The 15,061-nt window shown below is 49.0% G+C and carries 11 protein-coding genes and 1 pseudogene; 10 read left to right on the top strand and 2 right to left on the bottom strand.

The features are described from left to right. Positions 1–81 precede the first annotated feature (81 nt). The 6 genes from K7P76_RS12850 to K7P76_RS12825 all read left to right on the top strand — a co-directional run bounded on the left by K7P76_RS12850 (position 82) and on the right by K7P76_RS12825 (position 8,412). Positions 82–1,797, top strand: coding sequence for an extracellular solute-binding protein (locus K7P76_RS12850; RefSeq protein WP_232185705.1), 1,716 nt, complete (start codon positions 82–84; stop codon positions 1,795–1,797). Between the two features lie 11 nt (positions 1,798–1,808). Further along, complete coding sequence (locus K7P76_RS12845; protein WP_232185704.1) at positions 1,809–2,708, top strand: ABC transporter permease; 900 nt, start codon at positions 1,809–1,811, stop codon at positions 2,706–2,708. Between the two features lie 17 nt (positions 2,709–2,725). Beyond that, on the top strand, positions 2,726–3,610 hold the full coding sequence (locus K7P76_RS12840; RefSeq protein ID WP_232185703.1) for a carbohydrate ABC transporter permease: 885 nt from the start codon (positions 2,726–2,728) through the stop codon (positions 3,608–3,610). An 89-nt stretch (positions 3,611–3,699) separates the two neighbouring features. After that, positions 3,700–5,049 carry a putative phage tail protein gene (locus K7P76_RS12835; protein ID WP_232185702.1) on the top strand — a complete coding sequence of 450 codons (1,350 nt, stop codon included), beginning with the start codon at positions 3,700–3,702 and terminating at the stop codon, positions 5,047–5,049. A 36-nt stretch (positions 5,050–5,085) separates the two neighbouring features. Then, positions 5,086–7,755, top strand: coding sequence for a glycosylhydrolase-like jelly roll fold domain-containing protein (locus K7P76_RS12830; RefSeq protein WP_232185701.1), 2,670 nt, complete (start codon positions 5,086–5,088; stop codon positions 7,753–7,755). A 288-nt stretch (positions 7,756–8,043) separates the two neighbouring features. After that, the gene (locus K7P76_RS12825) at positions 8,044–8,412 is read left to right on the top strand and encodes a Gfo/Idh/MocA family oxidoreductase (RefSeq protein WP_232185700.1); all 369 of its coding nucleotides are present in this window, start codon (positions 8,044–8,046) and stop codon (positions 8,410–8,412) included. Positions 8,413–9,304: 892 nt separating this feature from the next. Here the strand turns inward: K7P76_RS12825 and K7P76_RS12820 are convergent. After that, on the bottom strand, positions 9,305–10,237 hold the full coding sequence (locus K7P76_RS12820; RefSeq protein WP_232185699.1) for an HD-GYP domain-containing protein: 933 nt from the start codon (positions 10,235–10,237) through the stop codon (positions 9,305–9,307). A gap of 247 nt (positions 10,238–10,484) precedes the next feature. Between K7P76_RS12820 and K7P76_RS12815 the strand changes: the two genes are divergently transcribed. From K7P76_RS12815 to pheA, 4 genes are read left to right on the top strand one after another with little or no spacing between them, the layout of a single operon-like run. Further along, positions 10,485–10,922: an ACT domain-containing protein gene (locus tag K7P76_RS12815; RefSeq protein WP_232185698.1), complete on the top strand. Its 438-nt coding sequence runs from the start codon at positions 10,485–10,487 to the stop codon at positions 10,920–10,922. A gap of 47 nt (positions 10,923–10,969) precedes the next feature. Next, complete coding sequence (locus K7P76_RS12810; RefSeq protein WP_232185697.1) at positions 10,970–12,256, top strand: homoserine dehydrogenase; 1,287 nt, start codon at positions 10,970–10,972, stop codon at positions 12,254–12,256. 45 nt (positions 12,257–12,301) lie between these two features. Continuing rightward, positions 12,302–13,306 (top strand): homoserine kinase, encoded by a 1,005-nt coding sequence (gene thrB, locus K7P76_RS12805; protein ID WP_232185696.1) that lies wholly within the window; start codon positions 12,302–12,304, stop codon positions 13,304–13,306. After that, entirely contained in the window at positions 13,303–14,181 is an 879-nt protein-coding gene (gene pheA, locus K7P76_RS12800) for a prephenate dehydratase (protein WP_232185695.1), read from the top strand. The genes thrB and pheA overlap by 4 nt, the downstream gene beginning before the upstream one ends. Positions 14,182–14,691: 510 nt before the next feature. On the opposite strand, the pseudogene K7P76_RS12795 reads toward pheA, so the two are convergent. Next, positions 14,692–15,061 (bottom strand): annotated as a pseudogene (locus K7P76_RS12795) (hypothetical protein); the annotation flags it as partial.

Genomic DNA, 15,061 nt, shown 5'->3' with positions numbered 1-15,061 from the left:
AAACGGATCGCATATTACAAGTAAAAACGAACGACCTTATAATCGGAAGTGTAAGAAACAAACTACTTGGAGGGGTCGGATATGAGGAAGTCCGGGGGTCAAAAACTATTATTTGCTTCGCTATGTTTATGTTTGATTATTACTGTCGCCGCTTGCAGCTCGGGCGACAATTCGGCAAAAGAAAGCGATTCTGCAATTTCATCCGAGAGCAAAGCTTCAAATGCGGAAGGAACCGCTCAAGCATCAGCACCTTCTAATGCGGATGCGGACAGCAAGTATGATCCGCCGGTCGAGATCACCGCGGTAAGAGGAATTAACGGCAATTACAAGTTTAATGAAGGGGAATCTTATGACAATAACGTTTGGACGCAAGCTTATGAGCAAGAGCTCGGTATCAAACTGAAATACAAGTGGTACGTCGATAACACGCAGTATGAACAAAAGATCGGGCTGGATATCGCATCCAACGATCTTCCGGATTTGTTCAGCGTCAATTCCAAAGACTTTAACAATCTCGCGGAGAACGGAATGATTGCCGACTTGACGGAAGCGTACAACCAATATGCTTCACCGCTGTTAAGAAGCGTTCTTGAAAGCGATCTCAAATCGTTCGAGGCGCTTCATTATAACGGGAAGCTGATGGCAATCGGACAGCCCGGCAATCTGGGGGAGCAAGTTAACGTGATCTGGATCAGGAAGGATTGGCTGGATAACGTAGGGCTGTCGGCACCTAAGACGATGGACGACGTCCTGCAAATTGCCGATGCTTTCACGACCAAAGATCCGGATCGGAACGGCAAGAACGATACGTTCGGACTGGCGCTTACGAATCAATTGTTTGGGGGCGGCTTTGCCGATTTGGCCGGCTTTGCTTATGGTTATCATGCTTATCCTAACATTTGGATTAAAGACGGTTCGGGTAAAATCGTATATGGAAATGTGCAGCCGGAAATGAAAACCGTATTGGAAAAGCTGCAAAATATGTATAAGCAAGGGCTGATCGATCCGGAGTTTGGGGTCAAAGATGGCGGCAAGCTTGCCGAAATGACGACAGCGGGCAAAATCGGCATGGAATACGGAGCGTTCTGGAATCCGGGCTGGCCGCTTGGCGATAGCAAAAAAGCCGATCCCAAAGCGGAATGGATGCCATACACAATCGTTTCGGTTGACGGCAACCCCGCGGTAGGTGCCGCAACCGTCGGGATTTCCGGGTTTATCGTAGCCAACAACAAATTTTCCAATCCCGAAGCGTTGATTAAACTGGCGAATTTCACTTTGGAAAAAGGATACGGCAAATCAGCCGAAACGGAATTCAGTAAATTTATGATGAGCGAAGACGGCAAGCAATTGTTCGACTTGGCGTTCATGACAATGGCTCCGACTTCGAAAAATATCGACATTATGCATAAGGTGTCCGAAGCCGTTGCCAAAAAGGACGGCGCGGGCTTGCGCGGAGAAGAAAAGAGTACGTTCGAAAGCGCCATGCGCTGGCTCGAGCACAAAGATCCGGCGAACTGGGTTCACTACAATGTATTCGGTTCCGGCGATCAATCCGCAATGGCGCTTATCGAAGGATATAGCAAGAACAACCAGATTAAGGTAAATGAATTTTATGGTTCTCCGACCCCGACCATGGTAGATAAACAGGCGACGTTGGCCAAACTTGAATCGGAAGTGTTTACGAAAATCATTATGGGCGGATCGCTTAATGAGTTCGATGATTTTGTTAATCAATGGCACAAGCTTGGCGGAGACGAGATGACGAATGAAGTCAACGAATTATCGCAAAGGAACTGAGGAGATTTAAGATGGGCGATTTTTTTCAAAATCGAAACGGTGCATTGCACGTGATGATTTTCCCGGCGGTCGTCTTGTTGTTTGTCTTCAGTTACGTTCCCTTATTCGGGCTGACGATCGCCTTTCAGAAATACAACATATTCAAAGGGATTTTCGATTCGGCATGGATTGGCTTTGGTAATTTCAGGTTCGTGCTCAGCTTGCCTGATATTTACCAGGTGTTATGGAATACGTTTTATATCGCCATTATGAAAATTGCCGCGGGTTTGATCGTTCCGGTTGCGTTCGCACTCCTATTGAATGAAGTGAGAAGCGTCTTGTTCAAAAAAACAGTGCAAACGATCGTCTATTTTCCGTATTTCCTTTCTTGGGTTTTGCTGGGGGGGATTCTGATCGACATCTTGTCGCCGTCCACCGGCATCGTGAACGATATAATGGCGGGGCTTGGATTCAAACCGGTATTTTTTCTTGGCGACGCATCCGTGTTCCCTTACGTTCTCGTTGCGACGGATACTTGGAAAAGCTTCGGCTTCGGCACCATCGTATATTTGGCCGCGCTGACGAATATCGATCAATCGCAGTATGAAGCGAGCATCATCGATGGCGCGAGCCGCTGGAAACAAGCTCTTTATATTACGCTTCCAGGTATTCTTCCCACCGTTATATTAATGGCCACCTTGAGCTTGGGCGGAATATTGAATGCAGGCTTTGACCAGATCTTTAATCTTTACAGTCCGATTGTTTACCGTACGGGAGACATCATCGACACCATGGTGTATCGAATGGGGCTTGTTGACCGGCAGTATGGGCCTGCTGCGGCGATCGGATTTTTCAAGTCCGTTGTGTCGTTCGTATTAATCGTAATTTCTTATAAGCTAGCCGGTAAATTTGCGAATTACAGAATATTTTGATTGTCGGGTGATTGAAGATGAAAGAATATAGCACGCCAGGCAGGAAGCTGTTCGTCATATTTAATGCTATTTTACTTTCTGCGATCGCCTTGGCTTGTATGCTTCCTATCGTTAATCTGTTAGCCATTTCTTTCAGCAGCAGCGAGTTTGCAGCCAGCAATGCTGTCAAGCTCTGGCCCAAAGGCTTTACGTTAAAGGCTTACCAGTTCGTTGCAGACAAACCGGAGTTTCTTCGTTCGTTTGTCGTATCTGCCAAAGTGGTTGCGATCGGCACATTCATTAATTTGCTATTGGCGCTTCCAACGTCTTACGTGCTCTCGCGAAGCGAGGAAAGATTCAAATGGCGCAACGTCTATGCCTGGTATTTTGTCCTTACGATGCTGTTTAACGGCGGCTTAATACCGGGCTATCTGACTGTGAAGGAGGTGGGGTTGTTAAACAGTATTTTCGCGTTGATATTGCCTGGAGCGGTTCAAGTTTTCAGCATTATTCTGCTAATGAATTTTTTCAGAAGCTTGCCCAAAGAAATCGATGAAGCCGCTCTTGTAGACGGAGCCGGTCATTGGACGAATTTGCTCAAAATTTATGCTCCTTTGTCCAAACCGGCTCTCGCAACGATTACTTTATTTGCGATCGTAGGCCACTGGAACTCATGGTTCGACGGAATCATCTTCATGAACAATCCGATGAACTACCCGCTGCAAAGCTATTTGCAGACGGTCATTATTAAACCGGATTATCAGATCATCGCCAGCAGCAACATCAATCTGCTCAGCTTGGTAAATGAACAAACGTCAAGGGCCGCTCAAATATTTCTTGCTACGCTGCCGATTTTGCTCGTGTATCCGTTTTTTCAACGCTATTTTATTAAAGGTCTCGTTATGGGCAGCGTTAAGGGATAAGATTGCACGATTAATCATGAGCATCGATAGAATGCTCCTATTGGGAGGAAAATCAAATAAACCCCAGTCTACTCTATTATGCGACTTCTATGGCGGGCTTGAAAGCTTTCGGCGTTCCGACGCAAAATATCGTTGTTTCGCTTGCGGGATATTATGCGGTCAACGACGGCGGCGGTGGACTCTTTTATTGGGACAGCGGCGCGACGGAAGCGGATAATAATGGCACGGTTATCATCCCTGCTTCAAATCCAGGTTCGGGAAGATGGAGAAGAACGCTGACCGATAAAGATTACAATGTGAAATGGTTCGGAGCGAAAGGGGATGGAACGAACGACGACACGGCGGCGATTCAATCGGCGATAAACAGCTTGCCCGCAAGAGGAGGGACTGTTTACTTCCCCGGCGGAGTTTATTCCATAACCTCTACGATTACCGTGGGGAATGGGGATGGCGGAACGAATTTCTCGACTAAAAACGGCGTGAAGCTCATCGGGGAAGGCGGCGCATTCGGCGTAGACGACCCCAATATGAGGCCGACCGTATTGATGTGCAACGCAACGATGCCGGCAGCGATTGACGTCCGGGGCCGTATTTCCGATGTGCATATCGAAAACATTCATATCAGATGCATATTGAATGCGACCGTAGGCATTAAGCTTACTGCGGTTAGCGGAACGCAGATGCGCAACGTCAAAATATTGCATTATACGGAAGTCGGTTTATTCATCATAGGTGGCAATGCGCCTGTAGGCAACTATAATATTTTCAACGAGTTCGATAACGTAAACGTCGCCTCTACCCATAACAACTCCATTTGTCTGTACATGGACGGAAACTATGCCGTTCAGAACGACACTTGGATCACCTCATGGCGTAATTGCAGATTCGATACGGTAAACTCTCAAAATTCCGTGTGCGCCTGGTTTAAATTCGTCGACTCCAATTCATTTTACCGATGCCACTTCGCTTGTTACGACTCTTCCAGCAACGGGATCATATTCGATGCGCAGGCTAATAACGATTTCCCTTCTGGTATGGCATTCTATGATTGTTCGATCTATAACACCGTGGTCTATGAAGATGCGACACACAAAATCAGGAAAAATTACTTTTACGGAAACGGAACTTACGATAACGAGGTAATACCGACCCATCCTAAATTGATAGGGTTTACGGACGATGGGCGAAACTTTAACATGGCTCTGCAGCCGTTGTCGACAATGACGGCGAATGAAATCGGCAACGTTCAATGGATCAACAAAGGGCTGGCTGAATCCGTCACGCTTCCGGCAGGCGGGGAATGGGAATATGATATTCTTCTCGTTAATATATCGACGGGGATGTTTAACCGTGTCGGCGGCATTGCAGCCGGCGGCAGCGTTGTGAATAACACCGCGAACGTTTTCAAATTCGCGAGAGTGAAGAGATTGAAGGCATAATAACAACGCAGACTCGATTGGTTGGGAGTATTTATTATGAATAAACGGTTAAGCGACGTCATTATGGGGAACGAAGACAACTATATCATCCCGCTATTTTGGCTGCATGGAGAAGAAGAAGTGGTCATCCGCGAAGAAATGGCGCGCATCGATGAGGCGGGCATCCGAGCGTTATGCGTCGAGTCCCGCCCTCATCCGGATTTTATAGGCACGTCATGGTGGCGCGATATGGATATTATTATGGATGAAGCAAGAAAACGCGGCATGAAAATCTGGGTGTTCGACGACGATCACTTTCCTACCGGGCACGCAGCAGGTAAACTGAAGCATGCTTCCAGAGAGCTTCGCCGGCTCTTTATTAAAGAGCATCATATCGACGTTGTCGGTCCGATGAAGCATGCCTCCATCTCGATAAAGGCGCCCATCACCGGTTGGCAAACTGCCGATGAACGCGGGAATCGTCACATCGGGGTAGCGGCAGTCGAGCGGCGCCCCGGATCCGGCGATTTGATCGAAGGCAGCGAAATCGATTTAAGCCGATTAGTCAGCGGTGACATGTTATATTGGGATATTCCCGCAGGCTTTTGGCGAATATTTTTTTTCACCGAAACATCGACAGGCGGCAGCGAGCACGAAAAGGATTATTTGAATCCGATCGTTCCCGAATCGGTTCGCGTGCTGATCGATACGGTGTACGAACCCTTTTACGAGCGCTACGAAAACGACTTCGGGCATACGTTTGCGGGCTTTTTCTCGGATGAGCCGGGTTTCAATAACGACAAAGAGGCTTCGCTCGAAGCGAGAATCGGTTCGCGAATAGGGAAGAAAAACATGGTTCTGCCGTGGAGCGCGGAGCTGCAGGCGATACTTCAGGAACAATTCGGCTCCTCGTTCGTTTCTTGCCTGCCATTGTTTTGGCACGAGGGTGGCGCGGAAACTTGGAACGTTCGTTATGCTTATATGAACGAAGTGACCAAGCTGTATGCGAAACATTTCACCGATCAGATCGGAGACTGGTGCCGCAGCCATGGCGTCCAATATATAGGTCATATCATCGAAGACAATAATGCGCACGCAAGACTTGGTCCCGGTCCGGGACATTTTTTTCGAGCGTTGTGGGGGCAGGATATGTCAGGAATCGATGTCGTTCTTCGGCAAATCGTTCCGGGCTTCGATGAGACACCGCTTACCTGGATCGGGGGCGAGACCGACAGCGAATTTTTCCATTACGGGTTGGCCAAGCTAGGTTCTTCGCTCGGTCATCTCGATCCCAAGAAAAAAGGCCGCACGCTCGCGGAAGTGTTCGGTGCGTACGGTTGGTCCGAAGGGCTTAAGCTGATGAAATGGCTGACGGACCACATGCTTGTCCGGGGAGTGAACTATTATATTCCCCATTCGTTTTCTTTGAAGGAATACCCGGATCCGGATTGTCCGCCTCATCTGTATGCGAGAGGGAAAAACCCGCAGTATCGCTACTATAGCGAACTGAATCAATACACAAATCGGGTTTGCCATTTGCTTAACGGAGGACGTCATGTTGCGCCTGCGGCGGTGCTTTATCATGCAGAAGCCGAATGGTCGGGGGATTGCATGCTCTTCCATAAACCGGTCAAAGAGCTGCTGCGCGGGCAAATCGATTGCGATGTCGTTCCGTCGGACGTGCTCGCAGATACGGCGTTCGTCAGGGATGGTAAGCTGCATTTACACGAGGAACAGTTCAAGTGCTTAATATTGCCGTACAGCGAGGCGCTGCCGGGCAAGCTGTTGGCCTCTTTGAACGAATTCTCGGCGCAAGGCTTGCCGCTGCTGTTTGTCGGCGGGCTGCCGGTCCGTTCTAGCGACGGTGACGATGCGACAGATTTAATCGCGCGACTGGCCGCACATGACAGCGTCCGCTCCGTCTCATTGAGCGAGCTGACGAAGCAGCTAAAAGCAATGGGCATCCATGAAATCGAGCCGGAGGGGCAAACGCCCTATTTGCGCTACTACCATTACGAACATACCGATTTGGATGTGTATATGTTCTTCAATGAGCATCCTTATGAGCAATTGGAGGTTAACGTTCGGATTCCTGCAGAAGGCGATATTTTTCGGTACGACGCATTTTCCAATCGACTTGGACCAATTGACGATGAAGCGGTTCAGGCAGGCAAAGTCATCCCGTTGCAGCTTTACCCCTACGAGTCGGTCATTGTGTTGACAGGAGAAGGGGTATCACACATTCCGCCAGAAAACCGGATGCCGGTCATTGCCAAGCAACCGGATCAGGTTATGCCGATTTCCGGACCGTGGATCATTGCAACCGCCGACTCGGAGCTTTATCCAACGTTCAAGCCATGGAGGCAGCTGAATGAATTAACCGATCTGAGCCGTCCTGAACTGCTCCCTTCTTTTTCCGGTACTTTAAGATATGAAACGGCATTCGAATGGAAGCAAGCCGGAATATCGATCTATCTGGACCTTGGAGAAGTTTATGAAACGGCTCAAGTATGGTTAAACGGATCGGTTGTCGGTACCAGGATTTGTCCGCCTTACCGGCTTTACATTGGAGATCTTGTTCTTAATGGCGTGAATACAATTGCGATCGAGGTGACCAACACGCTTGTAAGGGAGCAACCTGATCCGTTTTCTCGCTTTTCTCAGTTAGAGCCGAGCGGCTTGATTGGACCGGTTCGGCTTCTTTATGCGGCAAGCGACGCAAATTAAGCGGGAAATATGGTATGCTGTTCCGGATATGGGCAAGCGAATGGGGTTCATCTTCCGTACTGTTAACAAAATTGAATCCAGAATATGGAGCAGGTCATCGAGATGAAGGCCACTGCCGACCGCAATAACAGAATTCTTAATATCGGCGTCGTAAATCGTCAGGAAAAATATTAGGGATAAGGCAAGGGATTGCGAGTTAGCGTTTGCTTGGGCGGAGGCGGATTTGCCAGGGGACTGGATACCGCAAGCTGATGTGATGCCAATCAAGTCCTGGCGCGCATTCCACTCATGTCGGGCAAGCCCATCTATATCGACAAGACGTTCTCGCCAGACTTGCAATCGGGAATCAGGATGTTCGAGTTGGCTGAAAAACACGGCACGCAGTTGTTCTCAAGCTCGGCACTGCGCTTTTCCAAAGAACTTGCGGATTATCCGGACAGCAGGGTGAGCAGAGATTCTATTGAGTTTATGGCCACGGCAGGCCCCTGTTATTACGACAATTATGCGGTGCATCTATTTGAGATGATCGTTTCAATGATGGGTGTGGGAGCGCGGAGAATCAAGAGCCTGTCTTCGAATCAAGGCAGGCTGCTTGTTACTGAATATGCAGATGGCCGTCAGGCTTCCATGCTCCAGATGGATCATGCGCCATTCTAGGCCAATTTGCAGCTTTGCAGCGGGGAAGGCTTGTTTATAGGAGAGTTCTCAGATTTTTTTGTGCGAATGATCGATGCGACGCTGAATTTTTACGAGTCGGGTATTCCACCGGTTCCCAAGGAAGAGACACTGGAAATTATGGCTCTTATTGAAGCGGGACGCCAGGCTCTCGCGAACAATGACAGTTAGATTCCGGTGAATAGGTAGCATGAGAGAGCTATGGAGTGAACTCCATAGCTCTCTTGTGGTGTCGCCCAGCATAGGCGTTATCTATAGGGTGAAAATCCCGAATGGCGAAGGCAGTAGTAGCCACTAGCTTAAGACAAGGGGGGCCGACCGTGAGGTCGAATCTGAAGGAAGTCGGCGGCAAACCTCCGGTTCGAGGAACACAAACCTCATATAAGGCTAACGACCGTTGGATGAGGCTGCCACACAAGCCGAAGTCCATACTGCCAAGGCGGACGAGAGTAGATGAGGCGAATAGATGGAGGGAAAGATAACGTTCCTACCTGGGGAGATCTGTACGGAATGCGGAATAACTCCGTAAATCCTATTGTAAAAGCAGCCTGAGCGTACAGAAGTCAGCAGAAGCCATAGTACGTGGGGTGTTGAAGTGGTGAATCCACGGGGGACATCGGAAGGGCATAATTCATCTCTGGTAACCTAAAACCAAAATAAAAAGGCTTATATCCCTAGGTGTGCCTAAGGACAAAGCCTTTGAATGGGGACATACTCATAAAGGGTATTGGCGAATTGCAGGTAGTCCGATTCTACAACGCGCATTGGATAACCAACACTGGAAATCCAATGGCTTAAAGAGCCTGTCGGATAGATATTTCAAATTACGGAATATGGGGGCTAGCCGCCCCCTGCTGCTCGATCGCGATAAATATTATCCAATGATCTGTTCCATGTGGATTTGATTTTCCTTGCTGAGATCAATAAAGATTTCATTCGATTGAATTAACGGACGTGTAGGATCGGTCGGATTGATAAGCACCACTTTTCCAGTTCTGCCGTCCGTTAATTCAACCATGCTGCCCACAAGCGCATTCATTATGCGTCTGGTAAAGGTTTGCAGAATCTGTGAATCGAAGTTGCCAAGGGAACCGATATACATTTGCCTAAGGATTTCGTAGAAAGGAGTGGCGTTTCGATAAACCCGATTGCTCGTCAAGGCATGGAATACATCGGAGATAGCGACGATTTTACTTAAATAATCAATTTGTTCGCCTCGCAAGCGCAGCGGATAACCCGAACCGTCTTCCCGTTCGTGATGCTGCAAGGCGATGAGGGCGGAACGCTGAGAAAGGCCGATACAGTTTTTAATCATGTCATAACCGAAGAGGGTATGTTTTTTCATGATTTCGAATTCTTCGTCGGTTAGTTTATCTGTCTTATTAAGAATCGTTTCAGGTACGCGCATCTTGCCCACGTCATGCAAGATGGCGCCGATCGTGAGAATGGCTAATTCATTTTCCGGTAATCCGACCCAACGTCCGAGCATGGAAGAGATAGCTCCGACGGCGATATTATGGCGGTAAGTATAATCATCTTTGGCTTGCATGGAAATAAGCAATGGAAACACCTGCGCTTGTTCAGTCGATTGAACGATGGCGGGCATCACTTCATTGCGGATGTCGAGGATAGGAATTTGTCCGGTCTGGCGGATTTCCTGGAAAATATGCTGTACTGTCGTAACGGATTCTTCAAGCGCCTGCAACGCTTTTTTTTCGCTGGTCAGGGGTACCACATCATGCTCATCCAATTGTATGCCATGAACTGTAAGCTTATTTAGGTCTTCTTTTGTTAATTTATGAGACATCGGAAGCACCAACACTCCTTTGGAATTGAATATGTCTCGACTTAATAGAAGGCCAGCCCATTCCGATCTAGACGTATCCCGTTGAGGTTCGATAATGAATCCTCCGATCTTAATCGCATCCGATTCATTGTATCAACCATTTCTGACAAATTTCTTAAAAAGCGAAGCATGCCTATTGCCGCCTGTCTTTCGTTTCGATATAATGTCCACTATACACAAACATTCGTCTTTCCTGGGAGGACGCATTATGGCGGAACGGTATTACGTCGTCCGCGAGGACTTGCTGCCGGAAGGCATACTCAAGACGGAGCAAGCCAAAGAGCTGCTGCGACGGGGTGAGGCGGCAACGATCAATGAAGCCGCGGAACGGGTCGGATTAAGCCGCAGCGCGTATTACAAATACAAAGACGGCGTGTATTCGCTTGAGCAAGCTTCCCGCGAAACGATTGCCACCTTGTCGATGGACTTGGAACATCGTTCAGGCGTGCTGTCGAAGGTTCTGGGAATGCTGGCGGCAGGCGAGGGAAACGTGCTCACGATATCGCAGTCCATTCCGCTTCAAGGGATGGCCAACGTCGTTGTTTCCTTGGATACTTCGCGCATTAACGGGGCTTTGCCGGAGCTTCTGGAGAAGCTTCGTTCATTAGATGGTGTCAAAAGGGCGACCGTGGTTGGGCGAAGTTAATTAAATTTAAAATTGCAGGGTGACTGTTGGAAGCGGAGGAACAAGAGATGAAGCCAGTAAAAGTAGGGTTGCTTGGATTAGGTACGGTTGGCACGGGTGTGGTCAGAATCGTGGAAGGCCATCAAGAGGATTTGTTAAACCAGGTGGGCTCCCCCATCTCGATTTCTCAGATACTAGTCAAGGATCGTACGAAGGGGCGCAACATTGCGGTTGAGGCTTCCAAGCTTACGGAAGATCCCTGGGAAATCGTGCGCAACCCTGATATTGACGTCATCGTTGAAGTCATGGGCGGAATCGCCCAGACGAAGGAATATATACTGGAAGCGCTGGAGCGGGGCAAACATATCGTAACAGCCAATAAAGATTTAATGGCGCTGCACGGCCCGGAAATATTGGAGAAGGCGCGCGAGAAGGGCTGCGACGTATTATACGAGGCAAGCGTGGCCGGCGGTATACCGATCATTCGCACGTTGATTGAAGGGTTCTCATCCGACCGTATTACGAAAATCATGGGTATCGTTAATGGGACGACCAATTATATTTTGACGAAAATGAGCCAAGAAGGCGCTGCATACGGCGATGTTCTGAAAGAGGCTCAAGAGCTCGGTTATGCGGAATCCGATCCGACTTCCGACGTAGAAGGACTTGATGCGGCGCGCAAAATGACGATTTTGTCGACGCTCGGATTCCGGGCTAACGTTTCTTTGGACCATGTAACGACCAAAGGCATAAGCAACGTGACTCAAGAAGACATCCAATATGCCAAACAGCTTGGCTATGTAGTGAAGCTGCTTGGAATCGCCGAACGCCAGGATGATTTCATCAGCGTGAGCGTGCAGCCGACCATGATCAAGAAAAGCCATCCGATTGCTTCCGTTAACGGTGTGTTTAATGCCGTTTACGTGCATGGCGAGGCGGTTGGGGAAACGATGTTCTATGGTCCGGGGGCTGGCGAGATGCCAACGGCGACATCGGTCGTCGCGGACTTGGTAGCGGTAGTCAAAAACATGAAGCTCGGCGTAAACGGACGGCAGGCACAGCTCTCATACAATGTCGTAAAGCTGAAAACGGACGAACAGATTGCCTCGAAATTTTTCCTGCTGCTGCATGTGGAAGATCGCGCAGGCGTTTTGGCGCAAATCGCTCAAGTATTTTCCGATTTCGATGTCAGCATCGAGTCCGTTATGCAGCCTTCTATGCCGAATATATCGAGCACGGAGATCATCATTATCACGCACGGTGCCAGCAAGGCGGCAATGAATAAAGTGCTGAAAGCTTTTGAAAGCTTATCCGCGGTTCGAAAGATCAAAAGCGTCTATCGCGTAGAAGGCTGATCTTTCGCTCTTCAATTGTGACTACGGCATTAAAGGAGCTTTGATATGCGCAATGCTAAACCTATTTCCGGACGAATTATCGTTAAAGTGCCTGCCAGTACCGCTAATCTAGGTCCGGGCTTCGATTCGCTCGGGATGGCTTTGTCTCTATTCGCTTGGATCAGCATGGAACCTTCGGAGACGACCCGAATTACGCTCGTGGGCGATAATCTGGAGGGCGTATCGCAAGACAAGACGAATTTGGTCTATGTGGTGGCCCAAAGCGTATTTGATAAAGCGGGAATCGAGCTTCCCGAATTGGATATTGGCATTCGCAGTGATATTCCCCTAACCAGAGGGCTTGGCAGCAGCGCCTCGGCTATTGTTGGAGCGCTTGTTGCTGCAAATTCACTTATCGGCAACGTTCTGACGGATGACGAACTATTCCAGATGGCGACGGCGCTTGAGAAACATCCCGATAATGTTGGCGCATCCTTATTCGGGGGCATTATCGCGGCAGCTTGGGACGGGACAAGGGCGGAGTATGTCCGCATCGAACCGCCATCCGGGATGGATGTGCTGGTGGCGATTCCGGAATTCGAACTGTCGACGAAGAAGGCACGCAATGTGCTGCCGGAGCAAATTACGTTAAGCGACGCCGTGTTTAACGTGACGCACAGCTCTTTGCTTACCGCTGCGCTGGCTTCTGGCCGATTGGACTTATTAAGCCATGCGATGAGAGACCGATTGCATCAGCCTTATCGCGCGGCGCTTATTCCGGGCATGGATAGGATTCTTCGCGAGGCGACCGATCACGGAGCGCTGGGGGCGGTGCTTTCCGGTGCAGGGCCGACTTTGCTGTTCCTTGCCCGGTCTGAACACTCCCGTAATGGGCAATTGGTTGCGTTCATTCAGGAAGTCATGGCCGGCGAAGGCATAACGGTTAAGACCCAATGGCTGGACCCTTGCTTACATGGGCCGCAAGTATTATTCATGGACGAGAATCATCCTGATTACGATAAAGACCCGCATAGATTATTAAGGAATGTGAAAGTGGAGGTGGGCGCATGAGCGTTCGTAAATCCGTAGCTCTATTGCCCCAAGGAACCGTATCGGACGAAGCGGTACGTTATTTATTCCGGAACGAGGACGTCGAGTTTGTGTATTGCAAAATGATTGCGGACGTCTTCCAACTGACTGCCAAAGGCGAAACGGATTGGGGAGTTATCCCGATAGAGAATACAATAGACGGCTCTGTGAATTTACATATCGACTGGCTCGTCCATGAAGTGGACTTGCCTATTCGCGCAGAGTGGGTTTTCCCTTCTGTCCAGAATCTGATCGGATCGGCAAGCGAATTATCGGACGATAATGGGCAGTGGGATCCGAGCAAAATTACGAAAGTCATGAGTCACCCCGTGGCAATGGCGCAATGTTTGCAGTTCATCCGTTCCAAGCTTCCCCATGCGGAACTGGAAACTCTTAGCAGCACGGCTGAAGGCGTTCGGATGGTCAAGAACAATCCCGGCAAAGGATGGGCGGCTTTAGGTACCCGCTTAGCGGCGTCGGATCTGGAGCTTGATATTTTGGAGGCGGGAGTTACCGACCATGACAACAATTTTACCCGGTTTTTGTTGGTCGGAAAGACGCCGTACGAGAACGAGGATGCCCCTCTGCGGAAGACAAGCATTCTGATCACGCTTCCGGAAGATTATCCGGGGGCGCTCCATCAAGTATTGTCCGCGTTCGCTTGGCGTCGCATCAACTTATCAAAGATTGAATCGCGGCCTACCAAGAAAAAGCTGGGCAACTACTATTTCTACATCGATATTGAATTATCGTTGGATACCGTACTCTTGCCTGCCGCCATTGCTGAGATTGAAGCGATCGGATGTCAGGTTCGCATACTGGGATCTTACCCCAGCCTGCCTTTCGAAGGGAAATGACGTTTGACCCGAAAGATCGTTGCCAAATGAATCCGACATGCCATAAGGCTATCGGATTTTTAAACTATCAGTAAGTATAAGTTTTGGGATCCTTATACTCATCTGATAGCTCGATACAAACGTATACCGCCGTCCCAATGACGGCCTTTTCACTTGTGCGATCAGAAAGTTTATAGACATCTACTCATCTGGGAAATGTAGGGAAAAACCGACACCTAATTTCCGTTCCATTTCGGAGAAAACGTACCATTATCCCCTCGCCTCAGAAGTAAGTTGCAAATCAGCGGATATTCGAGTGCCATGACAGAAGTGAGTTGCAATCAACGGATTTTCGAATGTCATGACTTGAGTGGGATTTGCCAACCAGCGGATATTTGAATGCCATGACTTGAGTGGGGAGTTGCAATCAACGGATTCCCGGGTATCATTCATAAGTTTGCCGTTTCGTGAATTGGAATGGATTGGAACGGAACGGGTTATCGGCAACTTAAAAAGCAGGTATCCCGAGCATCAAGCATTCCATAGGGTGAGACATTTTCCTTTCCACTTCGCCTTGCTTCCCCAGACCACCCAAGGAACGGTGAGAACCGGTTTGCTGCGGGTCAGTTCTTTGTAAGTCAAGGTTGGTGTTACGGCGCACCAATGGAGCAGTTGGCTGAAGACCGGGGTATGGCGGAGCTTTAAGTTCAACCGGAAACAAAACTCGTCTAAATAAGCCTGCAAATGTTTGGCCCCGATGCCATTAAACGTATTGTTCAGCCACGCGGTCACCTTCCACTTGATGGGGTTCAAAGCGGGGTGAAGTTTGCCGCGCCCCAAAACGGTCACAGCCTGTCCATCTATATGATTGTCTACGAACGCTTGGACGCCAGGTTTTTCA

The sequence above is a fragment of the Cohnella silvisoli genome, from assembly GCF_021190915.1.
Lineage (GTDB): Bacteria > Bacillota > Bacilli > Paenibacillales > Paenibacillaceae > Cohnella > Cohnella silvisoli.
This window is presented reverse-complemented; position numbering and strand designations above follow the sequence as displayed.

Excerpts from the sequence above, each read along its gene's own strand:
- K7P76_RS12850 (WP_232185705.1), top strand. The coding sequence starts at position 82 with ATGAGGAAGTCCGGGGGTCAAAAACTATTATTTGCTTCGCTATGTTTA.
- K7P76_RS12845 (WP_232185704.1), top strand. The coding sequence starts at position 1,809 with ATGGGCGATTTTTTTCAAAATCGAAACGGTGCATTGCACGTGATGATT.
- K7P76_RS12840 (WP_232185703.1), top strand. The coding sequence starts at position 2,726 with ATGAAAGAATATAGCACGCCAGGCAGGAAGCTGTTCGTCATATTTAAT.
- K7P76_RS12835 (WP_232185702.1), top strand. The coding sequence starts at position 3,700 with ATGGCGGGCTTGAAAGCTTTCGGCGTTCCGACGCAAAATATCGTTGTT.
- K7P76_RS12830 (WP_232185701.1), top strand. The coding sequence starts at position 5,086 with ATGAATAAACGGTTAAGCGACGTCATTATGGGGAACGAAGACAACTAT.
- K7P76_RS12825 (WP_232185700.1), top strand. The coding sequence starts at position 8,044 with ATGTCGGGCAAGCCCATCTATATCGACAAGACGTTCTCGCCAGACTTG.
- K7P76_RS12820 (WP_232185699.1), bottom strand. The coding sequence starts at position 10,237 with ATGTCTCATAAATTAACAAAAGAAGACCTAAATAAGCTTACAGTTCAT.
- K7P76_RS12815 (WP_232185698.1), top strand. The coding sequence starts at position 10,485 with ATGGCGGAACGGTATTACGTCGTCCGCGAGGACTTGCTGCCGGAAGGC.
- K7P76_RS12810 (WP_232185697.1), top strand. The coding sequence starts at position 10,970 with ATGAAGCCAGTAAAAGTAGGGTTGCTTGGATTAGGTACGGTTGGCACG.
- thrB (WP_232185696.1), top strand. The coding sequence starts at position 12,302 with ATGCGCAATGCTAAACCTATTTCCGGACGAATTATCGTTAAAGTGCCT.
- pheA (WP_232185695.1), top strand. The coding sequence starts at position 13,303 with ATGAGCGTTCGTAAATCCGTAGCTCTATTGCCCCAAGGAACCGTATCG.